Source organism: Natronomonas marina, from assembly GCF_024298905.1.
GTDB lineage: Archaea > Halobacteriota > Halobacteria > Halobacteriales > Haloarculaceae > Natronomonas > Natronomonas marina.
The window spans coordinates 2,985,095-3,009,465 of the sequence record NZ_CP101154.1; the positions used below are offsets into that span (position 1 = coordinate 2,985,095).

Below are 24,371 nucleotides of genomic sequence, written 5' to 3' on the forward strand. Positions count from 1 at the left end.
GTTCAGAGCATCTCGCTCGGGAGCCACTCGTCATCCCGCTCGAGGACGATCTCGTTCAGGAACTCCCACTCGCCGTCGCCGGCGACGTAGGCGCGGGCAGCCATGTTCCCCCGCGGGTCCTCCTCTGTGTAGGTCCGGGGCGCCATCGTCTCCCAGCCGGCGTAGTCCTCGATCATGTAGAGGCTCTCGCGGAGGTCCGGGCCGCTCTCCGGGTCCGCGTCCCGCTCCAGCGTAATCTCGAGGATACGGCGTGCGAGATCGACCATGGCCATGCCCCGGATGTAGTCGACGACGGCGACCTCCGGGTCGGCGTTCTCGAGGTCCTCGTCGCGGTACCGCTCCCACACCGTCTGGAGGACGTCCGCGCCCGGCCCGTCGCCGAAGGCCACCTCGTCGAACGTCTTCATCGAACTGATCCAGTAGGTGCCCTCGTAGAGGTCGGGACTCTGGGCGGCGCGTCGCTCCGTACACGCCGGGCCGACGCCGACCAGGTTCAACTCGGGGTAGACCTCGGCCCGCGAGGAGAGAACGACCGTATGCGCCGGCGCACCGGTGGTGTGGACCGCCCAGTCGACGTCGTTCGCCGCCATCCGCTCCATGAGCGAGTCCGCGCTGGCCGCCTGGAGTTCGTGGTCGACGACCTCGCCCCTCTCGAGGTCGAGTTCCTCGGCGTACTGCAGCGCCGGCGCCGACTCGACGCCCGCCGGATTCCCCGGCGGGACGATGAGGTTCACCTTCGCGCCGGGGTCCTCCTGGGCGATGAGCTCCAGGGCGGCGCGGTTCTGTGTGATGTAGTCGTTCGAGATCGTCGCGTGGTAGGAGTTCTCGACCCCGACCGCCGGGCTCAGCGTCCCGAACGGGATGATCTGGAGTATCTCGTCGGCCGCCGTCGTCTCGGCGAGCGTGTGCCCCGACGGGCTCCCGTCGCCGAGTATCATCCCGGGCTCGTACTCGTTTTTGAACGCCTCGTAGACCTCCAGTATCTGGGTCGGATCGTAGGCCGCGTCCCTGTCGTGGTACTCGAGGTCGATGTCCAGCAGATCCTCGTCGTTTATGTACTGGATCAGGTCGCCCTCGGCCTCCGCTATCGGAATGCCGTTCTCCGACCCCGGACCGCTCCGGTTGGTTATCGACGGGAGCGGCACTGCCGACTGGCCGTTGCCGTTACCGTTGCCATTCCCGTTGCCGTTGCCATTCCCGTTGCCGTTGCCGCCACCGTTGCCGTTGCCCGTACACCCGCTGAGGGCGAACACGCCGGTAGCGCCGGTGGTCAGCTTCAGGTACTCCCGTCTGTTGAGAACGTCCCGCATGGGCCAAGCAAATCAGGGAATATTAATGAAGATTTCGGTCAGTCCCACCGCCTGCCGGCACCGAACGGATGCCGGTACACGACGAACCGGCGGACGACCCGTCACACCCGGCGTTGGCGGGCGCAAACGTTTCGGTGCTGGCCGCGGTGGTGTCGGTGCATGCACCGTGTGGAACTCGGCGCCCCCCGAACGCTCGAGGGGGCCAACAGCGCGTACGTGCTCCCCGACGCCGGTGCGGTCGTCGATCCCGGCCCCCCGACGGCGGACTCCTGGGAGCGGCTGACCGCCGGTATCCGGCGGACCGGCCTGGACATCGAGGACGTCGATCACGTCCTCGTCACCCACTGGCACGGCGACCACTCCGGGCTGGCCCCCCGCCTCGCCGACCGGGCGGGGGCGTCGGTGTACGTCCACCCGGCCGACGCCGCCATCGTCCGCGACTACGCGGGCAGCCGCCCCCGGCGCCGGCGCCGGGCCGCCCGGACGCTGGAGCGGTGGGGGACGCCCGGCGACGTCGTCGAGGCGGTCCGACGGCGGGACAGCAGCGGTGCCGGCATGTCGCAGTGTCCGGTCGTGGAACTCTCCGACGGGGACGAGGTCGCCGGTCTCGACGTCCTCCACACGCCGGGCCACACCTGCGGCCACGTCGCCTACGAGGGCCGGGACGGGCCCTTCGTGGGCGACGTCGTCCTCCCGACGTACACGCCCAACGTCGGCGGTTCCGACGTGCGAGTCGAGGAGCCGCTGGAGACGTATCTACGCTCGCTCGGCCGTCTCGCCGGATCGGCCGACGTGGCGTTCCCCGGACATGGCGAGGCGTTCGAACTCGACGAGCGGATCGAGGAGATCGTCGAACACCACGAGGAGCGCAACCGGCGGATCTGCTCGATCCTGCTCGATCGGGCGGAGCCGTCGACGCCGTGGACGGTGGCGACGGCGCTGTTCGGCGAGATGGAGGGCGTCCACGCCCAGATGGGCGTCGGCGAGGCGGCCGCCCACATGGGGTACCTGACGCGACGGGGCGCCGTCGAGCGGGTCGACGACGACCCCCTGACCGTCCGCCTCGAGGAGCGGCCGGAACCGCGGACCTACCGGATCGACCTCTCCGCCTAGCACCCGCCCGGGCTCACTCCGCCGCGTCCGAGCCGCGCCGCTCGGTCGTTACGAACGCCTCCAGCGGGTGGGTGGCCGGGTACTCGGCGACGATGACCATGACGCCCGAGAAGTGCCGCGGGTGATAGAAGAACTCCAGGAACTCCCCCTCCTGGTACTGCTGGAAGGGCTCGATCCCCTCCTCGGCGAGGTGCTGCCGAGCGGCCTCGGCGTCGGAGACCCGCAGGGAGATGCCGTACAGCCCCGGGCCCTCCTCCTCGACGAACCGGGCGATCTCGCCGTCCGATGCGGGCGAGATGATGTCCACGCCGCTGTAGTCCATGCGGCCGGACAGCGCCTCCTCCCCGAGCTGGAACGACATCCCCTCGCCGAACGACAGCCCGAGTCGTTCGAACTGTTCTACGGTTTCCTCCATGTCGCCCGACGCGATGACTACCCTGTCGATCTCCAGAACGTCGACCATGGGCCGTACACGACGGCACCCACTATATAGGTTTACACGGGGCTACCGCCGGCCGATCGACGTTCGGAGGCGACGGTCCCGATCCGTCTACCCCGGGGGACCGACGCCGGAGCAAGCCATATTACCCTCCGGGGAGACTGGCCGGTATGCGTGCATCAGTCACGACGGACACCGGCGACCTCGACGTGGTCGAAATCAGGGAGGTCCCGAAACCGGAGGTCGGCCCGACCGACGTCCTCGTCGAGGTCGGTGCCAGCGCCGTAAATTACGTCGACATCTGGCTCCGGCAGGGCATGGAGGGGGACGTCCCGCGAGTGACCGGCGTCGACGTCGCCGGAGAGGTCGTCGAGGCCGGCGCGGACGCCGACCGGGACGTCGGCGATCGCGTCGTGCTGTACTGGAACACGACCCACTGCGGTCGGTGCGAGCACTGTCTCCACGGCGACATCACGATGTGTCCCGACTACGGCGGGCTCGGCATCAGCCGCGACGGTGGCCACGCGGAGTACGTCGCCGTCGACTCCCGGTTCGCCGTCCCGATCCCGGACGACATCCCGTTCACCGAGGCCGCCGCCTTCCCGACCGGGTTCGGGACCGCCTGGCGGGCGCTCGTGACGCGGGCGGACGTCGACCAGGGGGAGGACGTCCTCGTCACGGGCGCGAGCGGGAGCGTCGGCCACGCCGCGGTCCAGGTCGCAACGGAGGCCGGCGCCCGCGTGATCGCCTGTACGTCCGCCGACTGGAAGGCCGACCGACTGCGCGAACTCGGCGCGGACCACGTTATCGACTACACGGATGTCGCCCTCGAGGAGGCGGTCGACGAGCTGACCGACGGCCGGGGAGTCGACGTGGTCCTGGAATCGATCGGGGGCGACACCTACCGACGGGGCGTACAGAGCCTGGTCCGCGGCGGTCGCCTCGTCACGTTCGGCGCCACGACCGGCGACGCCGAGGCCGCCATGCTCCCGCACGTCTTCTGGAAGCAACTCGAGGTGATCGGATCGACCGGCGCGACGCTCGGGGAGTTCCACGACGTCGTCGACCGCTACCGCGACGGCGCCTTCCAGCCCGTCGTCGACAGCGTGATTTCGCTGGAAGAACTCCCGGACGCCCAGCGAAAGCTGGCGGACCGGGGCGTGTTCGGAAAGATCGTCGTCGAACCGTAGCGCCTTAGTCCCGCGAGGAGTATCCCGAACGGATGACCGATTACGAGTACACCTACCCGATCGATATCAGGTACCGCGACATCGACACGCAGCGAATCGTCAACAACGGCGTCTTCCCGACGTACCTGACGGAGGCCCGGACCGGCTACTTCGAGGAGGTTCTCGGGCGGGCCGCCGAGGAGATACAGGACATCGTCACCGCGCGAATGGAGATCGATTACCTCGAACCGGTCGAACGCGGCGACGACCTGACCGTTCATCTGCGGTGTTCGGACGTCGGCGCCTCGAGCTTCACCATCGAGTACGAGATCCGCGCCGACGGGAACCCGGCCGCCCGGGCGACGACCGTCCAGGTGTACATCGACCCCGAGACTGGCGAGTCGCGGGCCATCGAACCCGACGTTCGCCGGCGGTTCGCCCCCGAGTGATCTCACTGACGTCGGCGAAACGACCGACGGTTACTCGTCGGCGGCCTCGCGGGTGACCATCAGGAGCCGGTTTTCGTACTCGAGGAACGCGTCCCCGTCTTCTTTCAGGCCACGGATCTCGACCGTCACGATGCCGGTCTCCTCGTCGACGTCCTCCGTGTCGAGGACCCGGACCCGAAACCGGACCGTGTCGCCGACGAAGACCGGCCGCTCGAAGGAGACGTCGTCGATCCCGGCGTTGGCGCGGATGCCGGACGGTCGGTTCGTGAACAACAGCCCCTCCGCGAGACCGAGCAGGAAGGTCCCCTGCACCACCGGTTCGCCGAACCGGGTCCGCTCCGCGAACTCCCGGTCGGTGTGCAGGGGGAACCAACAGCCGGTCGCGTTCGCGTAGGCGACGAGGTCGGTCTCGGTGATGGTCCGTGCGATGGACGTGTACTCCTCGCCCACCACGAGTTCGTCGTAGTAGCTCTGCCAGGGGTTGCCCGCCATACTCGCGCCATCGAGACGGCACGTATTAACGTTCGGGTCCGGCGAAAGAGCGGAACCGAAGCGCCTCGACGGGCGGTCCCGGCGCCGCGAGGCCGGTCAGCCGTAGTGGTCCTCGTACTCCTCGCGGAGCTGGTGTTTCCGTATCTTGCCCGAGGCGCTCTCGGGGTATGACTCGACGAGTACGATCGATTTCGGGACCTTGTACCCGGCGAGTTCGGCCTTGCAGTGCTCGAGCAGTTCCGCCTCGCTGACGTCGTCGGTCTTCGGCGTCACGAACGCCGTGATCGCCTCGTCCCACCGTTCGTGGGGCAGCCCCACGACGGCCGCCTCGGCGACGTCGGGGTGGGCCCGGAGCGTGTCCTCGACCTCGACGCTGGAGACGTTCTCGCCGCCGGTCTTGATGACGTCCTTCTTGCGATCGACGAACCAGAGGACGCCGTCCTCGTCGAACCGACCGAGGTCGCCGCTGTGGAACCAGCCGTGCTCGAACGCCTCCTCGGTCCGCTCGGGTTCGCGGAAGTAGCCGTCCATCACCTGTCCGCCCCGGTAGACGATCTCGCCGACCTCGCCGGTATCGAGGAGGTTCCCGCGTTCGTCCATGAGCGCGACCTCGGCGTTCCCGGCGGGATAGCCGATCGAACCGAGTTTCTCCGGGTGGTTCTCCAGGTCGAGAACGGTCGTCACCGACGCGGTCTCGGTCATGCCGAACAGCTTCACGAACGGGACGTCGAAGCGCTCCTGCAGTTCCTCGCCGGACATCTGTAAGGCGTACACCGCACGCCGGAACGAACTCAGGTCGTACGCCTCGAAGTCGTCGTGGTCGGCCATCTGGCGGTACAGCGAGGCGAACAGCAGGACCATCGTGATGTCCTCGCCCTCCATCGTCTCCAGGATGGTCTCCGGGTCGAACTCCCGGAGGATGACCTGCGAGGCCCCGACGTAGAGCCCCGGCATGGTGATGTTGTGAAGCTGGGCGACGTGGAACATCGGCATCACCGCGAGCGTCCGGTCGTCGCGTCTGACCGGAATCTCGGAGACGCAGGTGAAGTACTGCGAGACGAAGTTCGAGTGCGAGTGCATCACCCCCTTCGGCCGGGAGGTGGTCCCGCTCGTGAAGAGCATCTGGACGACGTCGTCGCGGTCGATCGGTACGCCGGGGTCGCCGGGGTCCGCCTCCTCCAGTAGGTCGTGGAACCCCGCCGCCGGTGCCGGCTCGGGAACGACGGCCGGATCGACCGACTCGCCGGGCTCGTAGCTGAAGGGGACGTACGGCACGTCCCACTCGTCGATGCGGTCGCCGACCCGTTCGAGGAGCTCCTCGTCGACGACGAGCAGCCGCGGGCTCGCCTTCTCGACGAAGAAGTCGTACTCGTGGGCCTTGAGCTCGCCGTGCAGCGGGACGTGGACGGCGCCGCTCTTTGCGGTCCCGAGCCACGTCACCAGGAACTTGAAGGAGTTCTTGGCGAGCACGGCGACCCGGTCGCCCTGTTCGACGCCGAGATCACGGATCCCGTTGGCGAACCGGTTCGTGAGTTCGTCGACCTCGGCGAAGCTGTGGGACTCCCCGCGGAAGCGGAACGCCTCCTTCTCGGGGTGGCGCCGCGCGCTCCGACGCACCAGCGCGCCGATCGTGTCCTGGACGTGCCGGTCCTCGATGGGGGGGTCCCCCCGGAGACTTCCTGTGGTGTATGGGTCAGCCATGTCGAGTCCCGTCGACTACAGCGTCTCCGGATCCAGCCGGAGGCCGTTTACGATCGGGTCGTCGCGTCGACAGGACTCGGTCGCCAGACGGGTCGCACAGCCCGGACAGAGGAACTCCCGGAACACGATGTCCTCGTCGAGCAGGATCGACGGATCGATCCACAGGTCGCCGAGGTCCTCGACGTCGCGTTCGCGCAACGCGAGGTGTTCCTTGTAGTTGCCGTCGACCGGACCCAGGTCGTGGCCGCACTTGGCACACGCGAAGGACCCGTCCTCGACGGCGAGGTAGTCGCCGACCGTCCGGTCGTCTCCGTCCCGTACCTCCTCGATGCTCCTGGCGTCGTTCGTGCTCATAGTATCACCGTGTGCTCGTGTGTCGTTGGATGCGTCATCGTCACTCCGTCAGCTCCTCGAAGTCGGTTCTGGCCTCGTCGAGCCGCTGTTCGCGGATCTCGGCCCGTCGCTCGCTGGTGGCCTCCGTGTCGACGTCGCCGTCGTCGGTCAGAACGACGCCGTACTCCTCGCGGGCGTAGGCCTCGGTGACGTGGCCCTCCTCGACGTCGGCCGCCACGCGGTCGGGCTCGCGGTCGAGCGGGTCGCCGTAACTGCCGGCGCCCATCCACGCCAGCTCGACGACGTCGTTTTCGCCGAGTTCGGTGCCGAACCCCTTCGGTGGCGGGTAGTCGACGTCGCCCTCCAGTTCGTCGGCGCTCTCGGGGAGTTCGCCCCGGTCGAACCGCTCCTCGTAGTCGGCGTCGCGGACGAACTGCAGCTGCATCCGCGAGGCCGGGCCGCCGCCCATCAGTCCCAGCGTCTTCGGCTGGGTGTCGTGGGTGTAGACGCCGGGCACGAACCCGCCCTTGTGCTGGATGTAGGCGATCTCGCCGCCGGTGCCGCCCCTGCGGTAGCCGCTCCCGCCGGAGTTGGGCTGCTCCCGTCGGTAGAGGTACAGAAGCGGCCAGTCCCGCTCGTAGGTCTCGACGTTCGGGCCGATGCCCTCGGGGACGTAGGGGACGCCGTCGGCGAACTGGCCGTCCTCGTAGGGCGTCGCCGCCGAGGTGCCGACCATCTGGTCCAGCATCGGGCCGACGAAGTAGTCGCCCCGCTGGTTGGTCCCCTCGTTGATGCACATGCTCCACTGTGCGTGGGTCGTCGACAGTGCCTTCCGCCGGAGGTCCTCGTCGTCGGAGGAGAGCATCATCTTCGCTATGACCCGATTCGCCGCCGCCAGGTGCAGCATCGTGTTGTACTGCCCCGAGGGACTCAGCGCGTGCCCGTAGTCGGGACACGAGAGGGTCTGGGGCTCGGGGTCGAAGGAGACGCGCCGTGCGACCCCGCCGACGGCGCCCATCTCGCCGGGCGTCATCAGCAGGTTCAGCATCGTCAACAGACAGCCCCGGAAGCCGGCCAGCGAGAAGTTGATCGCACCCTCGACGTTCTCGTGGGTCCCCTTGTTGTCGAAGACGACCCGGTCGCCCTCCTTGCGGAGGCCGACCTCGACCTCGTAGACGTGGTCGTCGCCGGTCATCGCCGCCTCGTGGAACGAGCGGGCGCGCCACTCGCCATCGGGGATCGCGTCGAGTTTGTCCTCGAGGGCGTTCTCGGAGCTGTCGGACACCTCGTGCATGACCGACTTGACCGTGTCGGCGCCGTAGCTCTCGATGAGGTCCTTCACGCGCCGCTTTGCGAGGTTGTTCCCCGCGATGGCGGCCCGCAGGTCCAGGCCGAGATGCTCCGGCTGCCGGGAGTGACGGCCGTAGTAGTCGACGATGTCGTCCCGAAGTTCGCCGTCCTCGACGATCTTGATCGGCGGGATCGGCGTCGGGTCCGAGTAGATGTCCGGCGCGTTCTGACAGAAGCTCCCCGGGACGGTGCCGCCGACGTCGTTCTGGTGCATGACGTTCGACACCCAGCAGAACAGCTCGCCGTCGTGGAACACCGGACACAGCAGCGCCACGTCCGGCTGGTGGGGCGAGCCGACCCAGGGGTCGTTCTGGAGGAACATGTCCCCGGGCTCGATGCCGGGGTCCTCCGAGCGGTTCTCGAGGATCCACTTGATGTTCCAGTCCAGCACCCCGGCGAAGTACTGCAGGTACGGCCCGTAGTAGACGAAGCCGCCGTCCTCGAGGTTGATCGCGGTGTTGAAGTCCCGCGTCTCGAGGGTGATCTTCGAGACCGCGAGGTTCTCGATGGTCTCGCCGGCCTCGAGGTTGTTGTTCCAGAGGCTGTGGCGGACGACCTCGTAGGTGACCGGATCGACCTCGTCGACGGTGTCGGTGTGCATCGGCACGTCGCCGGGGACGTCGAGGTCACCCGGCGGGATGTAGGGCTTCTGGACGCCGTCGAACTCCGAGATGTCGAGGTCGGCCGAGACGTCGGTGCTCTCCTCAGCTGCCATGGTCGTCACCTCCCGCCTCGATCACGAAGTCACGATAGCTGTTCTGTCTGACCGTCTGGTTGCCGTTGGCGACGATCGCCGTGTTCGACATGTCTATCACTGTCGGTCCCTCGATGACGTTGCCCGGTTGGAGTTTGGTGCCGTCGTACACCTCCGTCTCGATCGTTCGTTCGGACGCCGGCCAGTAGACCTCCCGTGTCCCCTTGGCCGCGGCGTCGGGGACCTGGTCGGTCGTGGGCGCCGTCGCGCGCTCGAACGTCTCGACCTCCGCGACGGGCTCGACGCGGATGGCCTGTATCTCCGCGCGCGCCTCCGAGAACAGCGCGGCGGCGCTGTACCGCTGGCGGTACTCCGATTCGAACCGTTCGGCCAGCGCCGACGCGTCGGTGACGGGCGACGGTACCGGAATCTCGAGTTCGTGGTACTGCCCCTCGAAACGCATCAGCGCGTACCGCTCGAAGGAGACGTCCTCGGGGTCGACCCCCTCGGCGTCCAGCATCTCCCGGCCCTGCGATTCGAGTTCTTGGTACTCCGACTCGACGTCCTCGGCGTCGAACGGCTGGAGGTGGACCACCTGCTGTTCGACCTCCTGTCTAATGTCGGTGTTGAGAATCCCGTAGGCCGACCAGACCGGCGAGATCTCGCCGGGGACGAGGATCGACTCGACGTCGAGTTTGTCGGCGTACCCCGAGGCGTGGATCGGCCCGGCGCCCCCGTAGCTTATGACGTTGAAGTCCCGCGGGTCGTACCCGCGGCCGATGACGTTCTTCTCGATGAGGTTCGCCATCTTGGTGTTCGTCACCTCGAAGACCCCGGCGGCGAACTGTGTCGGGGACTGGCCGAGCCGTTCGCCGGCGCGTTCAAGCGCCGCCTCCGCCAGCTCGGTCGACGGCGAGAGCTCGCCGGTCCCGAACGTCGTCTCCGGGTCGATGAACCCCAGATAGAGGTCCGCGTCGGTGACGGTCGGCTGGTCGCCGCCCCGGTCGTAGCAGGCGGGCCCGGGGTCGGCGCCGGCGCTCTGTGGGCCGACGCTGATCTGGCCCTCCGAGACCGTCGCCAGCGACCCGCCCCCGGCACCGATGGACTCGACGTCCAGCTTCGGGACGTTGTACACGTACTTCTGGACCATCGTCTCCTCCTGGACGAGCGGTCGTCGATCCTGAAGGACACCCAGCTCGAAGGAGGTCCCGCCCATGTCGGTCGCCAGGACGTTTGCCATCTCGTCGGTCTCCTCGGCGAGGCGCTCACAGCCCTTCAGCCCGCCGACCGGGCCAGACCCGATGAGCATGATGGGCAGGTCCATCGCCTGCGACGGCGTGTAACAGCCGCCGTTTGCCCCCATCAGGAGGAAGGTCCCCGTGAAGTCGTACTCCTCGCGCAGCGTCGTCTCGAGGTTCTCGAGGTACTCCTCGATCAGGGGGCCGACCTTGGCGTTGACCGCCGTCGCCACGGTCCGCTCGTACTCGCCGAGCGTGGGGGATACCTCGTGTGAGAGGCTGAGGTAGACGTCCTCGTCGAGCGTCTCCTCGATAATTTCGGCGGCCCGGCGTTCGTGGTCGGGATGCTTGAACGACCAGAGGAACGACACCGCCAGCCCGTCGACGTCCTCGGCCGCGAGGTCGTCGAGGGCGGCCTCCAGTTGCGCCTCGTTCAGGTCGACGACCACGTCCCCCTCGTCGTCGACGCGCTCGGTCACGCCCGCCGTCCGCTCGCGGGGGACGAGCGGGTCCGGCCGCCGCATCTCAGCGACGCGGAGCGTGTTCTCCGGCGGCTCGCCGGTCACTCGCCCCCGGCCGCGCATCATCGTGAGCGTGTCCTCGTGGCCCTGCGTCGTGAGCAGGCCGATGTCGGCGCTCTCGTCTTCGACGATGGCGTTGGTCGCCACCGTCGTCCCGTGCGTGATCCGCGTCAGCTGCTCCATCAGATCGTCGATGTCCTCGCCGGCCTTCCGTCCGGCCCGATCGATGCTCTCGAAGAACCCCGAGCGGAAGTCGTCCTCCGGCGTACTCCGGGCCTTGCTCGTGTAGACGTTGCCCTCGGCGTCCATCAACGTACAGTCCGTGAACGTCCCGCCGATGTCGACCGATCCGACGTACTTCATGGGTGGGCTCCGTGCTGTCTGGTAGCTCGTGTCATTTTTCCTCCCGTCCGACATCGACTCGGCGGCCGCTAATAAACGTTTGCGAAGATATAAATTATAGTATATTATACTCGCGGGCGGGCGGCGCGACGGGCCCGAACGAACGGGGGTGCCGTGCGGTCGTCGCCGCGGTCAGAGTTCCTCTTGCCAGTCCGGGAACGCCTCGCTGCGGTCCCACCCGTGATCCGTCCGGTCCTTCTCGCGGTCGGCGAGCTTCACCCGCTGGATGCGCTCGGTCGGCGTCCGGGGGAACTCCTCGACGAACTCCACGTACCGTGGGACCTTGTACGGAGCCAGCGTCCGGCCGACCCGCAGAACGACGTCCCGTTCGGTTACGCTCTCGTCGACGCGCATCACCATGGCCTTGACCTCCTCGCCCCGTATCTCGTCGGGGACCGGGATGATGGCCGACTCCGAGACGCCGGGGAGCTCGTCGAGGACGTTCTCGACCTCCTGTGCGGAGATGTTCTCGCCGCTCCGCCGGACCATGAACTTCTTGCGGTCGACGTAGTAGAAGTAGCCCTCCTCGTCGGTCCTGACGATGTCCCCCGAGTAGATCCGGCCGTCGCGGAGGGTTTCCTCGGTCTTCTCCGGTTGGTCCCAGTACTCGATCATCGATCCGGGGTCCGTCCGGACGAGTTCGCCCTCCTCGCCCGCTCCCAGCCGGCTGCCGTCGTCCGCCTGGGCCCACGCCTCGTGTCCGAGGTCGGGGAACATCGGCTTCCCGATGGCGCCGACCGCTATCTCCTCGAGGTCCGGGTAGTTCACGAGCAGGGTCGGACTCTCAGTCTGGGAGTAAATCTGGATCACGGTGAGGTCGAACTTCTCCTCGAAGCCCTCCCAGAGCTCGGTCGATATCGGGCCGACGGCGAGTTCGATGTCGTTTTCGGGAATCTCGTCGGCCTCGAACCGGGAATCGAGGATCTTGGGGACGCCCCCGATGAGGTTGAACGACGTCACGCCGTTCTCGGTGACCTCCTCCCAGAACTCCCCGGCGCTGAACGCGTCCGAGAGGACGTACTCCGAGCCGTGGATCGCCGACGCCAGCATCGAGTAACACTGGTTGTTGGCGTGAAACAGGGGATAGGGGTTGTAGTTGACGTCGTCGTCGTCGAACGGGACCCCGAGCATGCTCTTTGCGGCCAGGAGGAACGACTCGTTTGCGAGAACGGTCGGCTTCGGGAGCCCGGTCGTTCCCGAGGTGTAGAGGATCGAGACCGGGTCCTCCCGACCGACGCCGGGGTCGGGCGCGGCGTCGCCGACCGCCGACTCGAGGTCGGCCAGCCGATAGACATCGACGCCCGACAGCGCCTCGATTTCCTCGAAACGGTGGTCGCCGGTCACGACCACCCGCTGTAGCGCGTCGGTCTCCGGCGCCGCCTCGAGGAGGACGTCGACCATCCCGTCGTCCGCCTCGGCGACGACCGTCTCGATCTCGGCGCTCTCGATGGCGTGGACCACCTCCCGCTTCCGGTACTGCCAGTTGATCGGCGCCTCTATCGCCCCGAGTTTCGCACACCCGAAGATCGAGACGACGAACTCCGGGCCGTTCGTGAGATACAGCCCGACGCGGTCGCCGGCAGCGACGCCGATCTCCGCGAGCGCGTTTGCGACCCTGTTCGCCCGCCGATTCATCCCCGCGAAGCTAAACGATTCGCCGGTCGGTGCGTAGGTCATGTACGGCGCCTCGCCCCACAGATCGGCCGCGGTCCCCAGGACCTCTCCGACCGACTCGATGTCCCGCATCTCCGGTGCGAGCCGCTGTTGTACGTCCTCGTATGCCCGTGACATCAGTTTCAATTGGCCATTACGCTCGGTTAACCTTTTCTCGAACACTCGGAACCCTGTCACTTCGTGCGACCGGCGAACCGGGGCGAGACCGCTCGGCGTCCCGACGACCGGGGACTACTCGTACTCCGATTGAGGCAGCGTCGTCGCGTACTCGTTCCACCCGTATCCCTTCTTGCCGTCGGACTCGTACCTCGTCGGCGTCCGCCGGATCGTCGTTACCTCCTCGGCGTACTCGAAGTCGACGGGGACGACGGTCAGCGTCGATCCGCCGAAGGAGAACGTCCGGCCGGCGTCGTCGGTGACCTCGATCTCGAAGGCCTCCTGGGTGAGGCCGTCGTCCCGGAACTCGGCGTCGACCGCGGCGCTTTCGATGTGGTTGCTCTCGCCGTCGAGGTGGAGGTACCCCTCGACCGCCGTCGCCCCGTCGCGGCGGACCTTCCAGAAGTTGACCGCGGTCTCCCGGTCGAACAGCGCACTGGTCCACTGCCAGCCGTCCGGGTCCCGCCAGTCGCGGATGCCCCACGAGTGGTCCCGCTCGCCGACGCCGTCGACCTGCACCGTCCGGTCGCCGAGCGTCACTTCGCCGGTCACGATCCCGCCCTGGTCGGAGTGACCGTGATAGAGGTTGTCGAAAAGCTCCCTGGCCTCCTCGTCGGGGTCGTAGTACTGTGGGTCGTGGAACCCCTCGAAGGTGAGGTCCATATCGAGGGTGTGGAGCGGATGGTCCCGACTGGGGAACTCCTCGGCCGTCATCCGCAGCGCGCCCGACTCCGGTTCGAACTCGTTGATCTGCCCCAGGTGGCGGATCCGCCACTCCTCGTTGGGAGTTTCGGCCTCGTAGAGCAACCCCCCGACCTGAATGGCCTCGTTTTCGGTCGGGTGGGAGTAGTCCTTCAGGACGTACGTCTCGTCGCCCCAGACGAACGCGACGACGGAGCCCATGTTGCCCTTGTTCATCCGATTGCCGATGCTGGAGAAGTACGCGAGGTCCGTATCGGGGTCGTAGAAGTCGAAGTAGTAGCTCTCCCGCCAGAGCGGGTCGTCGGAGAGCGGTTCGTGCCAGAACTCCTCGCTCGGGTCCGGTGACTCGTTAGCCATGCTCGCGGATTCACTCGGCCAGAACTTATAGATTCGGTGCGTTCCGGACGGTACCGACGAACGTCGACGTTCCCGCCCGGCAACGTTTAATACGTCTCCCCCAGTCCACACCGAGTACGGTATGAACGAGCACGAATACGTCGACGTCGAGCGCGCCGGCCCGAAGACCGTCATAACGTTGGACAACGTGGAGAAACGGAACCGGCTCTCAGAGGGAATGATCGCCGACCTCACGGCGGCGCTGGAGGCGGCCGAGCGCGACGAGTCGGCGGCGGTAGTTCTTACGGGCAAGGACGGCGTCTTCTGTGCCGGCGCCGACATCACGTCCTTCGAGCGGGACGCGAAAGAGGCCCTCGGCGGTCGGATCTTCGGTGGGTCCGACTTCCGGGTGCTGTTCGAGACGGTCGAGGAACTCGAGAAGCCGGTCATCGCCGCGATCGACGGCATGGCGCTGGCCGGCGGGTTCGAACTCGCCTTGGTCAGTGACTTCGTCGTGGTCGGCGAGGACGTCGAGATGGGGACGCCGGAGTCGAAGATCGGCATCGCGCCGGGCGTCGCCTACGTCCGGCTCACGGAGCAGGTCTCACACTATCGCGCGATGGAGATCATGATGACCGGGGCCTCCTTCACCGGCGCCGAAGTGGTCGAGATGGGCCTTTTCAACGCGGCGGTCCCGGTCGAGGCCGTCCACGACGTGGTCGACGAGTACGTCCGACAGCTCGACAGGGTCGCCCCGGTCGCGCTGACGGTCATCAAGAAGATCGCCAACCGTCACCGCGGCGGGGAGGATCGGGTCGTGGCCAATCTGGGTGTCAGCGTCCTGTTCGAGACGGACGACGCGAAGGAAGGTTTCGAGGCGTTCCGCGAGAAACGGGAGCCGAACTTCGAGGGGTCGTAAGGCGGGCGGCGATTACTCGACCGGTTCGAAGTACTCGATGTCCTCGATCGAACCGTCGCGGTCGTCGCTCCAGACGGGTGCGACGTCCATCCCGGTTTCGACCTTCTCCATGAGTTCCTCGCCGTCGTCGTAGTCGATGCCACCGACGAAGTGTAGCATACTCGTCTCGGACTCGCCGACGCGGATCGCGGCAGTCACGTACGGCGGGTCGGGCATGTTGCGGAACTTGAAGTACGTCACGACGTAGCTGTCGATGACACCGTGGCCGTCGGTCTCCCGCCAGCCGGTCGTCTCGACGAGGCACTCGTCGCAGTGGGGCTGCGGCGGAATGAAGACGTTTCCACACTCGGGACACTCGTTGCCGACCATCTGTTTCTCCTCGAGCCCCTCGAAGAATCGTCGGTGGACATCACCCAAGTTCACCGCGAAATCGAGGTTCCAACTGTACTCCTTCTTGTATGACTCGGACTCTGGCATGTGTGAGTCTACGTCATCATACCGCACTCGGGATATTATAGATTGTGGTCGGTCGGGTCGACCGAAGCTACGGGTACCACTACCGACAGAGGGTCAAACGTAACGTTTGGGGCGTCGTCGCCGGAGCCGCAGAGAAAACAGAGGCGAGGTCAGTCCCTCGAGAGGACGGCCAGCGAGTGGAACTGACCGTCGTTTCCGCCCCACGAGTGAGCGATACCTCGTTCGACGTCGTCGATCTGTCTGTCGCCCGCTTCGCCCATGATCTGGAGTGCGACCTCGGCGTGCCGTGCGACCGACGCGGCGATCCCGGGGTTGGTGCACAGCGGGCCACCCGACGGATTGACCGGCAGTTCGCCGTCCATGTCGGTGACCCCCTCCCGCAGGAGTTCGGGACCCCCGCCGGGTTCACAGAAGCCGAGCGCGTCGTACTCGATCGGCTCGAACGGAATGTAGGGGTTGAACAGCTCCGCCACGTCGAATTCGGACAGCGGGTCCTCGACGTCCGTACGCCCGTAGACCCGGTCGGCGAGCTTGTCCAGCTTCTCGAAGCCCTGGTACTCGCGGTATCCGGTCAGGTACGTGTTCGAGATCGTGTCGATGTCCTCGACGTGGACGGACGTGTCGGTCAGCTCCTGGGCGGTCTCCTTGGACGCGAGAACCAGCGCCACCGACCCCCCGGAAACCGGGCAGGTGCCCAGCAGCCGGAGCGGTGAGACGACCATCGGCGAGTCGAGAACGTCCTCGACGGTGTACGGTTCGCGCCGGTGAGCGTAGGGGTTGTTCGCCGCTGCCTGGTAGTTCTTCGCCGCCGCCCTGGCGAAGTCCTCCTCGGTCGCGCCGTGTTTCTCCATGTAGCCGGTCCCGTAGAACGCCCCCATGTGCGCGGCGGCGATGAACGGCTTCTCGTACAGCGGGGGTGCAGCCGTGTTCAGGATCTGCTGTGCGTCGACGGCGGAGTCCCAGGTGGAGGAGCCGTACACCAACACGAGATCGTGCATCCCGGAACTGACCAGTTCGTAGCCGGCTTTGAAGGCGCTCCCGCCGCCGGTTCCCCCAGTGTTGACGCTTAAGAGGGGTGTGTTGGTGTCCTGCCCGAACGTCTCCATCGTCCGCTCGATACGGTTCGTGCCCTCGAAGCCGTCCACGGAGGTAAACACCGTCGCGTCGAGGTCGTCGATCCCGATACCCGCGTGTTCGAGTGCGGAACTGACCGCCTGGTACCCCATCGTCTCCTTGTGGGTTCTCGACTCACGGTGATCGGTGAACGTATCGGGGTCGGAGTACCCCACCCCGACGATGTTCGTGTCGAGTCCCATCAGTCACCACCCCCGACGACGAGAACCGCATCGGTCCGGCCGAATTCGCCGAGCGTACAGTCACTGTCGGTCGCAACCGCCGTGTCTATGTCGGTATCTACCATGTCCGAATCATCCTCGAGAAGCCTGATCGCCTCGATCGCTCTGAGGAGCCCGCCGGTGTTCAGGGGGTTCGTAGCGAGCGCGCCGCCCGAGGCGTTGACCGGCACGTCGCCGTCGACGTCGGTGACGCCGTCCCGGAGCAACTGTCCTCCCTCTCCCTCCTCGCACAGACCGAGGGCCTCGTACCCCAGTATCTCCATCGGAGCGACCGGGTTGAACAGCTCGACGGCGTCGACCTGTTCGCGGGGGGCGTCGATGCCGGCCCGGTCGTACGCCCGCTGGGCCGCCGCACGGAGCGCGGAGCCCGAGACCCGATCGTCGAGGCTGTGAACGCGGGTCCGGCTCGACGAGAGGCCGGATCCCTCCACCCACGCGTAGGCATCGTCGCCCGCGACGTCCTCGGATGCGAGGACCAGCGCCGCCGCCCCCTTCGAATCCGGCGCGACCTCGAGTTCACGAAGCCGCGAGACGACCTTCGACGAGTCGAGGACGTCCTCGACCGAGTGGGGTTCGTCTCGGTGTGCGTGGGGATTGTTCGCCGCCGCGCGGTAGTTTTTCTCGGCGACTCTGGCGTAATCCTCCTCGGTAACGTCGTGGTTCTCCAGATGCTGTTCGGCGAGCATGCCGAACGTCTGGAGGTAGTTCACGCCGAGATCCTGGTGGTACAGCGACTCCTGACTGATGGTGCTGACCGCGGCGGGGTCGGTCTCGACGGAGTCCTCCGAGGAGACCACGACGACGTCCGCCTTGTCGGCGTAAATCTGTGCGACGGCCTGGTGGATGGAGTACAGACCGCCGTTCTGGATGCGGACGGTCGGCTTTTCGTACCCTCCGGACGGGCACGCTTTCATCCCGCTGCTGATCGTCGCCCCGTCGTAGGCGTCGTGACCGCAGTTGACGACCGTGTCGATGTCGTCGCGCTCGAGGCCCGCATCGGTGAGAGCCGCCCGTACCACTGGGAAGATGTGTTCGTCCCCACGGGCGTCCACGCTGTCGTGGAACCCGTCGAGAGAGTATCCGATAATACCAACTCTTGACATTGTTGTCGATCCATGTTACTCATAACCCGTTCTCAATATATATTTTCGGGAGCACGCATCGGTGGCGTCCGGAGACGCTGGAGGGGCCGAGACCGCCTCGAACGCGCCGGGCGTCGGCCGACCCCATCGTTCGCGGGATCTTCGGCGAACGCGCTTGCATCCGGACAGTGCCCACGATGCCGCCAGCGGGGAGAGCGGCCCGCGTCCGGACCGGTCGGGTCGGACCGCGTGTTCGTGACGCGGCCGAACGCGGCGTTGGAGATGCGTTCGTTCGGAAACGCGGCGTTCGTCGGGACGTTCGAACGGGACAGGAACGGCGGGGGCGGCGGGTTCGGACGCCAGCCTATCGACCGCGGCTTTCGACGATCACGAGGTCGACACACCGTACGACGGGGTCGTCGTTTTGGTCGACGCCGACGAGTTCGAAATCGACGTACCCGCCCCGGTGATCGTCCGAGGGTTCGGTCCGAACGACCTCGACCCACCCCGAGAGTTCGTCGCTCGGTCGCACGGGGCGCAGAAAGCGGAGCCGGTCGAAGCCGATCCCCGCGACGACGGCCGTCCGGGCGAAGAGTTCGTCGACGGCCATCCGACAGCAGACACACAGCGTGTGCAGCCCGCTGGCGACGAGTTCGCCGAACTCCGTCTCCTCGGCCATCTCCGGATCGAGATGGGGTCGCTGGGGATCGTACCGTTCGGCGAACGCCGTTATCTCGGCTTCGGTGATCTCGTGACTGCCGAACTCGTAGCGGTCCCCGACCTCGAAGTCCTCGAAGTGCAGCTCCGGATCCGTCATCCCGTCGTCCGTCGCTCGATAAAGCACATAAGCGTTTCGTCGACGATCCCGGCGGGGGACGGCCTACGCCGAAGGGCTGAGGTGCCGCCAGTGGTCCTCTCCCCGGAACGGGGTGTAAACCGCGACCCGGTCGAGGTGTTCGTACCGCGCTTCGATACGGTCGTGTAGTTCGTCCCACCGCCCCTCGACCGAGAACGCGTCGACCATCTCGTCGGTCACGAGTTCGGGCATCCGATCCCACTCGTCGTTCACCGACAGTTCGTGGAGGCGATCGGAGACGTCCCCCCAGCCGTGGACGGCGAGTATCTTCCGATAGGTTCGCGTCGAGGCGTAGAAGGCGAGTTCCTCGCGGACCTCCTCGCGGCACCGTTCACGCTCCGCCTCGGTGTCACCGACGACCGCGAAGACGGAGGTGGCGAGTGTCACGTCGTCGAGGCTCCGGTCGGCGGATCGAGCCCCCTCGCGTACGTGCGGAACGACCTCCTCTTCGACGTACTCCGGCGAGTGGAACGGGTGAACGTGGAGGCCGTCACAGAGTTCCCCGGCGAGGCGGACGTTGTACTCGTTTACCCCTGCGACGTAGATCGGAACCCTCGGGTCGTCCGGGACGTCCGGGACGAACTTCGGCGGACAGAGCGTGATCGAGTAGTGCTCGCCCTGGAAGTCGGGCGGCCGGCCCTCCTCCCAGGCGTCCCAGATCTCCTGCAGTGCCAGAACGTACTCGCGGAGACGGGGCCCGGGCGAATCCCACGTCATCCCGAACCGGCGTTCGATGTGGCCCTTCACCTGCGTCCCGAGTCCGAGGAGAAACCGGCCGTTGGAGGACCGCTGGAGGTCCCACGCGGTGTACGCCGTGACCATCGGGCTCCGGGGAAACGCGAGCGCGATGGCCGTCCCGATGTCGAGTTCGTCGGTCGCCGCGGCGGCCCGGGTCATGAGCGTGAACGGGGAGTGGGTCAGCTCCGTCACCCAGGCGCCGTCAAACCCCATCTCCTCTGCGACGTCCGTTATTTCGGCGACGCGGTCCAACGGCGGGTCCATGAGGTTCGCATCGATTCGCATACCCGCTCGGAGAGCGCCGGTCTCCTTAACTCTGTTCGTGCTTCCGAGCGACGGGCCGACGGGAGTCGTGGCGTCGGCGTTACGGGTAGTCGGAGGGATACTTCAGGTTCACCTCGATCACGTTCACCGCCTCGAAGACGGCCTCCCGGAGGCGCTCCTGTTCCTGGGGGTCGCCGACACGACCGATCGGCCCGTACACGCTCACGGCACCCCGGACGTTCTCCGCGAGATCCATGATCGGGACGCTGACGCCCTGCATTCCCTCGAACTGCTCTTCCTGATCGATGGCGTACCCCTGTTTGCGGACCCGTTCGAGTTCCTCGGATAGCTTCTCCCTGTCGGTGATCGTGTTGGGCGTCCTCGCCTTCAGTCCGTGTTCCGAGATGATCTCCTCGACGCGTCGTTCGGGGAGGTTCGCCAGGATACACTTCCCGGGCGCGAACGAGTGTAACGACGTCCTGATCCCGTCGGGTGTATCGATGTCGACCGCTTTTTCGCCCTGGACGTTGTACAGAAGAACGCCGTATCCCTGTTCTTCGACGACGAGACTGGCGTACTCGCCGGTCCGGTCGGCGAGTTCTCTCACCTGATGTTTCGCAGCGTTGTACACCCTGTGCTGGCTCCGAGCACGCTGACCGATGTACAGGAACCGCGAACTCACCCGGTACACCTGATCCTCCTTGATGACGTAGCCGCCATCGTAGAGCGCGTCCAAATAATCGTGGACGGTACTGGTCGGTTTGTCCATCCGGTCGGCCAGCTCGGTCACTCGGGCCCCATCGAGCTTGACGAGTTTGTCGATGATCTCGTGTGTCGTCTCGAGGGTTTTGAGTGCCATACTCACCCATACTGTTCGACCCTATTCAATATTCCGATACTACCGGAAATCGGGGGAGAGATCAGCTCGTTGAACGGTTCTGCACGGGCGTTATCGCCGTGCCCGGTAGCCATCGAGCCGAGGAGCGCCGGTCGACGCTTCGTACGGCCCGTTCACGGTCCGCTCCGGGACGATCCCCGGTCTGCGGAGGAGGATCCGCGAAACCACCCCACACGGAGCCCTCAGAACTTCCGGTATATACGGATATTATTCTAGCTTTCTATCTTACATATAAAAATATTCGATATAAATAGGAGGAATAAAATGTGATCCGCGGAGATCCGCCACTATATTGTTATATAACGTATTTTAATGTGAGATTAGAGGGAAGCGTATCCGATATATACGTACAGTTTCCGTGCAGCCGACCGGACCCGAAGCGCCCGCCGACGCGACCGGCTCTACCGACATCACCCGCCACGCGACGGCCCGTGGAGGCGGTTCGAGGAAGAATCTATAACAACAATAAAGTTGTTATGATTAGGGAGGAACGATCGGGCGTGACCGCACCCGGGGACTCGACCGGGACCGCATCCGATCGGCGGCTACCGGTGGGGGTTCGCGGCCAGACGTCGCGTTCCGCCGATCACGAGGTATTTCCTCTATCCTCATAACTTCTGACGCTTGTGCACGTAAGCGTATTTTATGTGTTTTCAGTTGTATAACCCGTCAGTAGAACAGCAACACCGCCGTCGGCGGTGATCGTCGGCGAGAATTTCGGTGTGGCGAACCGTGGTCCTCGATACCGGAAGCTAGCCCCCGTCGATCCTCGCTCGTCCCGGTCGGACTCTATCTTCAGCAGCGAGAGCATCCCGCCGTTCACGGCGCGGAGAACGTCACTCGATCTCTTCGTCGAGGATCTCCATGAGCCGGCTCTTGCCGAGTTCCTCGATGAGGACAGACAGCTCGAGGACCTTCTCCTTGCCGAGTTCCTCGACGAGTGCCTCGATCTCGTCGGCCGTAAACGTCCGCGCGAGGCTGGCCATCGTCTCGACGACCTCGCCGGTCCGATCGGCGGCCTCCTGTGTCGGGGCGATCGTCAGCGGCCGATTGACGAACTCGTCCTCCTTGTAGTAGCAGAACCGGAGCTGGTTGTCCTCCTCCGATTCGGGCGTCACTATCTGGACGACACCGTGTCCGTCTTCCCACTCGTCTACCTTCTGTTCCAGCACCGTTCTATATCGCATTTTCACAACCTGATACGCTTACACACGTAATCGTTACGGTGTGGGTTAACCATACGTCAGCCGTCAGACTCGAGTTCGCTCACCGTACGTCGCGCTCGGTATCGACGGCGTGGGCCGTCATCTCGACGAGGTCGGCGGCCGCGGCCTCGGCGACCTCCGCGGGGGTGACGGCGGCCGCCCGCCAGGGGGGCAGACGGGTGTCCTCGCCCGGCCGTGCGATGGCGTCCGCGTAGGCGTCGGCCTGCCGGAGTTCGCCCTCGCGGTCGTACTCGAGGCCGTTAAAGGCGGCGTCGAGTTCGTAGCCGTCGACCAGGCGCTCGACCGCCGCCCGGTAGCGGGCCTCGAGGGTCGAGTACGCCGGGTCACCGCCGTTCTCCTCGACGGCCCGCAGCAGCGCGGCGCCGACCCGGTCGGCCATGTCCGAGAGGCCGCTCGGTCCCGAGACCGACCGATGGTCGTGTTCGTGGATGCCCAGATCGACCTGTGCGGCGCCGTCGGCGCCGACCAGCCGGAACGCCTCCCCGAGCGTGCCGACCTCCAGCCCCCAGTCTCGCTGGACCCGCATCCGGCGGGCCAGGGCGCCGGTCGTGGCGACCTCGCCGGCCAGGGCGTACCGGAACGCACCGAGGTACTCGATGATCGGGGCGTCCGACTCGCGGGCCAGCGCCTCGACCAGCGGCCGGTAGAACAGCCGGAACAGTCGGCCGTAGAGGCGGTCGTTCTCGACGCGGGCGTAGTAGCCCTTCGAGAACGCGTGGCCGTTGGCGAGCGGAAAGAGGAGTTTCGGGACGTGGCGGGTGTCGTAGGTGGTCGCGTCGGCGTCGTGAACGACGACGAAGTCGCTCTCGGCGGCGACGCCCAGCGCGAGCCAGACGTCCCGGCCCTTCCCCCGGGTGCCGTCGAGACCCGACTCGGCGAGCAGTTCCGCGAGTCGGGGCCCGTCGCACCACAGAAGCTCCAGCGGCAACTCGAAGCCGGCGAGCCACTCGGCGACGGCGCCGACCCGGTCGGCGGAGGCCCGCAGCGGCACGACGACCCGCTCGGGGTCGACCGACTCCAGCGTCGACAGCACCCGCTCGGCGGCCAGGCCGGCGTGTTCCCGCTCGGTCATCGGCACGACGACGGCCGCACGGTTCGTCGGCGCCGACGGGACCGCCCCGTCGAAGTCGTGGAGGGTCGTCACCCGCTCCTGTACGTACTCCATCGCCGTCTAGGAGGGCCGCCGGCTCGAAAAAGGCCGGCGTTCCGGCACGCCGTGCGGGGTCTCAGGCCGGTGACCGGGACTCGTCGCCGCCCGCCGGCAGCCACCCCGCCGCGTAGAGGGCGACCAGCCCGAGGAAGACGACGCCGACCCCGGCGGCGACGGTCCGGAAGGCGACGGTGTAGCCGACGCCGCCGGCGACGGCGGTCCCGACGGCGCCGGAGCCGAGCGCCTGGACGAACATCATCGACGCCGAGTACACCGAGTAGGCGCTCGCGCGGTGGCGGTCCGGCAGCGACGACAGCATGTAGGCGTCCGTCGCGGGGAACAGCCCGTGGACGGCGTAGCCCAAAGCGACGCTGACGGCCGCGACGACGAGCAGTCCCTCCGCGACGGTGAGCGCGAGGACGCCGACAACCGTGGCCGCGACCAGCGCGAGCAACAGCGGGACGTTCGGCACGCGGTCGGCCAGCCGGCCGGTGACGACGAACGCCGGGACGCCGGCGGCGAACATCAGGGAGAGAAGCGTCCGGCCGGTCGCGGGGTCGATGCCCTTGGCGACGTCGAGGTAGTCGCCGTAGAGGTTGAACACGGCGTTCCACATGAAGCCGGCGGCGCCGAGGAGGGCGATGCCAGTGAGGACGATCGGCCACTGGGCGCGGGTCGCCCGTCGGATGCTGCGGTCCTCGCGGCCGGCGTCCGGCAGGTCCGTCCGGCGGGCGGCGACCACGAGGACGACGGTGGCGACCGCCGCGACGGCGGCGATACAGAGAAAGGTCGTCCGCCACTCGCCGACCAGGAGGATGGCGCTGACCGCCAGCGGCGCGCCGACGGCCGCCAGCTGGCTGGCCATCCCGTGGACGCCGATCGCCTGCCCGAGGCGGTCGGGGAACAGCTCGCTCACCAGCGGGTTGGCGGCGATGAAGTAGGTGCCGCTGGAGAGGCCCATCAGGAACGCCCCGACCACGAGGTCGAGCCGCGAGTCCGAGAGACCGGTGAAGACAGAGGTGGCGACCAGCATCGCCCCGGTCGCCGCGACGACGCGGTGGCGGTCGACACGCGTGAGCAGGTAGCCGGTCGGCAGCCGGGGAGCGGCGCTCCCGAGCCAGGCGGCGCTGGTGACGACCCCGAGCGACGCCGCCGTGACGCCGAAGTCGGCGGCGACGGGCTGGACCAGCGGCGCGAACACCACCCGTGCGAGGTTGACCAGAAACACCATCGCACAGAGGGAGCCGAACAGCTCTCTGCGGGACACGACGGGAGTTCGACGCGACGCGGTTTGAATGGACCGACCCGGCGACGCCCCGCGCCGTAC

General features: G+C 66.8%; 22 protein-coding genes. 4 read left to right on the top strand and 18 right to left on the bottom strand.

Annotation, left to right across the window (positions count from 1 at the left end; all coding sequences use genetic code 11):
• Window positions 1–2 precede the first annotated feature (2 nt).
• The gene (locus NLF94_RS15720) at window positions 3–1,310 is read right to left on the bottom strand and encodes an ABC transporter substrate-binding protein (RefSeq protein WP_254838581.1); all 1,308 of its coding nucleotides are present in this window, start codon (window positions 1,308–1,310) and stop codon (window positions 3–5) included.
• 159 nt (window positions 1,311–1,469) lie between these two features.
• On the opposite strand from NLF94_RS15720, the gene NLF94_RS15725 reads away from it, so the two are divergent.
• Window positions 1,470–2,423: an MBL fold metallo-hydrolase gene (locus NLF94_RS15725; protein ID WP_254838582.1), complete on the top strand. Its 954-nt coding sequence runs from the start codon at window positions 1,470–1,472 to the stop codon at window positions 2,421–2,423.
• Window positions 2,424–2,436: 13 nt separating this feature from the next.
• Here the strand turns inward: NLF94_RS15725 and NLF94_RS15730 are convergent, their stop codons facing one another.
• On the bottom strand, window positions 2,437–2,886 hold the full coding sequence (locus tag NLF94_RS15730; RefSeq protein WP_254838583.1) for a VOC family protein: 450 nt from the start codon (window positions 2,884–2,886) through the stop codon (window positions 2,437–2,439).
• Between the two features lie 146 nt (window positions 2,887–3,032).
• On the opposite strand from NLF94_RS15730, the gene NLF94_RS15735 reads away from it, so the two are divergent.
• Together NLF94_RS15735 and NLF94_RS15740 are read left to right on the top strand one after the other, a co-directional pair.
• On the top strand, window positions 3,033–4,052 hold the full coding sequence (locus tag NLF94_RS15735) for a zinc-binding dehydrogenase (protein ID WP_254838584.1): 1,020 nt from the start codon (window positions 3,033–3,035) through the stop codon (window positions 4,050–4,052).
• A gap of 32 nt (window positions 4,053–4,084) precedes the next feature.
• Window positions 4,085–4,480 (top strand): acyl-CoA thioesterase, encoded by a 396-nt coding sequence (locus tag NLF94_RS15740; protein ID WP_254838585.1) that lies wholly within the window; start codon window positions 4,085–4,087, stop codon window positions 4,478–4,480.
• A 30-nt stretch (window positions 4,481–4,510) separates the two neighbouring features.
• Here the strand turns inward: NLF94_RS15740 and NLF94_RS15745 are convergent, their stop codons facing one another.
• From NLF94_RS15745 to NLF94_RS15775, 7 genes are all read right to left on the bottom strand, one after another.
• A complete protein-coding gene (locus NLF94_RS15745; protein ID WP_254838586.1) occupies window positions 4,511–4,972 on the bottom strand; it encodes a MaoC family dehydratase in 462 nt (153 codons plus the stop codon).
• 96 nt (window positions 4,973–5,068) lie between these two features.
• Window positions 5,069–6,673, bottom strand: coding sequence for an AMP-binding protein (locus NLF94_RS15750; RefSeq protein ID WP_254838587.1), 1,605 nt, complete (start codon window positions 6,671–6,673; stop codon window positions 5,069–5,071).
• A gap of 15 nt (window positions 6,674–6,688) precedes the next feature.
• Complete coding sequence (locus tag NLF94_RS15755) at window positions 6,689–7,027, bottom strand: acetone carboxylase subunit gamma (protein WP_254838588.1); 339 nt, start codon at window positions 7,025–7,027, stop codon at window positions 6,689–6,691.
• Window positions 7,028–7,067: 40 nt separating this feature from the next.
• Window positions 7,068–9,071, bottom strand: coding sequence for a hydantoinase B/oxoprolinase family protein (locus NLF94_RS15760; RefSeq protein ID WP_254838589.1), 2,004 nt, complete (start codon window positions 9,069–9,071; stop codon window positions 7,068–7,070).
• Complete coding sequence (locus NLF94_RS15765; protein WP_254838590.1) at window positions 9,061–11,172, bottom strand: hydantoinase/oxoprolinase family protein; 2,112 nt, start codon at window positions 11,170–11,172, stop codon at window positions 9,061–9,063. The genes NLF94_RS15760 and NLF94_RS15765 overlap by 11 nt, the downstream gene beginning before the upstream one ends.
• Window positions 11,173–11,343: 171 nt before the next feature.
• Window positions 11,344–13,002: a class I adenylate-forming enzyme family protein gene (locus NLF94_RS15770; protein WP_254838591.1), complete on the bottom strand. Its 1,659-nt coding sequence runs from the start codon at window positions 13,000–13,002 to the stop codon at window positions 11,344–11,346.
• Window positions 13,003–13,116: 114 nt separating this feature from the next.
• Window positions 13,117–14,100, bottom strand: a complete 984-nt coding sequence (locus tag NLF94_RS15775) for a DUF7064 domain-containing protein (protein WP_254838592.1) — start codon at window positions 14,098–14,100, stop codon at window positions 13,117–13,119.
• Window positions 14,101–14,221: 121 nt separating this feature from the next.
• Here NLF94_RS15775 and NLF94_RS15780 point away from each other — a divergent pair, with 121 nt between their 5' ends.
• A complete protein-coding gene (locus tag NLF94_RS15780) occupies window positions 14,222–14,998 on the top strand; it encodes an enoyl-CoA hydratase/isomerase family protein (RefSeq protein ID WP_254838593.1) in 777 nt (258 codons plus the stop codon).
• A 12-nt stretch (window positions 14,999–15,010) separates the two neighbouring features.
• Here the strand turns inward: NLF94_RS15780 and NLF94_RS15785 are convergent, their stop codons facing one another.
• The 9 genes from NLF94_RS15785 to NLF94_RS15825 all read right to left on the bottom strand — a co-directional run bounded on the left by NLF94_RS15785 (window position 15,011) and on the right by NLF94_RS15825 (window position 24,311).
• Window positions 15,011–15,475 carry a Zn-ribbon domain-containing OB-fold protein gene (locus tag NLF94_RS15785; RefSeq protein WP_254838594.1) on the bottom strand — a complete coding sequence of 155 codons (465 nt, stop codon included), beginning with the start codon at window positions 15,473–15,475 and terminating at the stop codon, window positions 15,011–15,013.
• A 149-nt stretch (window positions 15,476–15,624) separates the two neighbouring features.
• A complete protein-coding gene (locus NLF94_RS15790) occupies window positions 15,625–16,791 on the bottom strand; it encodes a thiolase family protein (protein WP_254838595.1) in 1,167 nt (388 codons plus the stop codon).
• On the bottom strand, window positions 16,791–17,882 hold the full coding sequence (locus NLF94_RS15795; protein WP_254838596.1) for a thiolase family protein: 1,092 nt from the start codon (window positions 17,880–17,882) through the stop codon (window positions 16,791–16,793). The genes NLF94_RS15790 and NLF94_RS15795 overlap by 1 nt, the downstream gene beginning before the upstream one ends.
• Before the next feature lie 394 nt (window positions 17,883–18,276).
• Complete coding sequence (locus NLF94_RS15800) at window positions 18,277–18,729, bottom strand: MaoC/PaaZ C-terminal domain-containing protein (protein ID WP_254838597.1); 453 nt, start codon at window positions 18,727–18,729, stop codon at window positions 18,277–18,279.
• A gap of 63 nt (window positions 18,730–18,792) precedes the next feature.
• Window positions 18,793–19,791 carry a TIGR03617 family F420-dependent LLM class oxidoreductase gene (locus tag NLF94_RS15805; protein ID WP_254838598.1) on the bottom strand — a complete coding sequence of 333 codons (999 nt, stop codon included), beginning with the start codon at window positions 19,789–19,791 and terminating at the stop codon, window positions 18,793–18,795.
• A gap of 79 nt (window positions 19,792–19,870) precedes the next feature.
• Complete coding sequence (locus NLF94_RS15810; RefSeq protein ID WP_254838599.1) at window positions 19,871–20,629, bottom strand: IclR family transcriptional regulator; 759 nt, start codon at window positions 20,627–20,629, stop codon at window positions 19,871–19,873.
• Window positions 20,630–21,504: 875 nt separating this feature from the next.
• Window positions 21,505–21,855: a DUF8109 family protein gene (locus NLF94_RS15815; protein ID WP_254838600.1), complete on the bottom strand. Its 351-nt coding sequence runs from the start codon at window positions 21,853–21,855 to the stop codon at window positions 21,505–21,507.
• Window positions 21,856–21,934: 79 nt separating this feature from the next.
• Window positions 21,935–23,059 (bottom strand): glycosyltransferase family protein, encoded by a 1,125-nt coding sequence (locus tag NLF94_RS15820; RefSeq protein WP_254838601.1) that lies wholly within the window; start codon window positions 23,057–23,059, stop codon window positions 21,935–21,937.
• A 61-nt stretch (window positions 23,060–23,120) separates the two neighbouring features.
• Window positions 23,121–24,311 (bottom strand): MFS transporter, encoded by a 1,191-nt coding sequence (locus NLF94_RS15825; protein WP_350355832.1) that lies wholly within the window; start codon window positions 24,309–24,311, stop codon window positions 23,121–23,123.
• Between the last annotated feature and the right edge of the window lie 60 nt (window positions 24,312–24,371).

Bases quoted from the DNA above. Each gene is read 5' to 3' on its own strand.
- NLF94_RS15720 (WP_254838581.1), bottom strand. From the start codon at position 1,310: ATGCGGGACGTTCTCAACAGACGGGAGTACCTGAAGCTGACCACCGGC.
- NLF94_RS15725 (WP_254838582.1), top strand. From the start codon at position 1,470: ATGCACCGTGTGGAACTCGGCGCCCCCCGAACGCTCGAGGGGGCCAAC.
- NLF94_RS15730 (WP_254838583.1), bottom strand. From the start codon at position 2,886: ATGGTCGACGTTCTGGAGATCGACAGGGTAGTCATCGCGTCGGGCGAC.
- NLF94_RS15735 (WP_254838584.1), top strand. From the start codon at position 3,033: ATGCGTGCATCAGTCACGACGGACACCGGCGACCTCGACGTGGTCGAA.
- NLF94_RS15740 (WP_254838585.1), top strand. From the start codon at position 4,085: ATGACCGATTACGAGTACACCTACCCGATCGATATCAGGTACCGCGAC.
- NLF94_RS15745 (WP_254838586.1), bottom strand. From the start codon at position 4,972: ATGGCGGGCAACCCCTGGCAGAGCTACTACGACGAACTCGTGGTGGGC.
- NLF94_RS15750 (WP_254838587.1), bottom strand. From the start codon at position 6,673: ATGGCTGACCCATACACCACAGGAAGTCTCCGGGGGGACCCCCCCATC.
- NLF94_RS15755 (WP_254838588.1), bottom strand. From the start codon at position 7,027: ATGAGCACGAACGACGCCAGGAGCATCGAGGAGGTACGGGACGGAGAC.
- NLF94_RS15760 (WP_254838589.1), bottom strand. From the start codon at position 9,071: ATGGCAGCTGAGGAGAGCACCGACGTCTCGGCCGACCTCGACATCTCG.
- NLF94_RS15765 (WP_254838590.1), bottom strand. From the start codon at position 11,172: ATGAAGTACGTCGGATCGGTCGACATCGGCGGGACGTTCACGGACTGT.
- NLF94_RS15770 (WP_254838591.1), bottom strand. From the start codon at position 13,002: ATGTCACGGGCATACGAGGACGTACAACAGCGGCTCGCACCGGAGATG.
- NLF94_RS15775 (WP_254838592.1), bottom strand. From the start codon at position 14,100: ATGGCTAACGAGTCACCGGACCCGAGCGAGGAGTTCTGGCACGAACCG.
- NLF94_RS15780 (WP_254838593.1), top strand. From the start codon at position 14,222: ATGAACGAGCACGAATACGTCGACGTCGAGCGCGCCGGCCCGAAGACC.
- NLF94_RS15785 (WP_254838594.1), bottom strand. From the start codon at position 15,475: ATGCCAGAGTCCGAGTCATACAAGAAGGAGTACAGTTGGAACCTCGAT.
- NLF94_RS15790 (WP_254838595.1), bottom strand. From the start codon at position 16,791: ATGGGACTCGACACGAACATCGTCGGGGTGGGGTACTCCGACCCCGAT.
- NLF94_RS15800 (WP_254838597.1), bottom strand. From the start codon at position 18,729: ATGACGGATCCGGAGCTGCACTTCGAGGACTTCGAGGTCGGGGACCGC.
- NLF94_RS15805 (WP_254838598.1), bottom strand. From the start codon at position 19,791: ATGCGAATCGATGCGAACCTCATGGACCCGCCGTTGGACCGCGTCGCC.
- NLF94_RS15810 (WP_254838599.1), bottom strand. From the start codon at position 20,629: ATGGCACTCAAAACCCTCGAGACGACACACGAGATCATCGACAAACTC.
- NLF94_RS15815 (WP_254838600.1), bottom strand. From the start codon at position 21,855: ATGCGATATAGAACGGTGCTGGAACAGAAGGTAGACGAGTGGGAAGAC.
- NLF94_RS15820 (WP_254838601.1), bottom strand. From the start codon at position 23,059: ATGGAGTACGTACAGGAGCGGGTGACGACCCTCCACGACTTCGACGGG.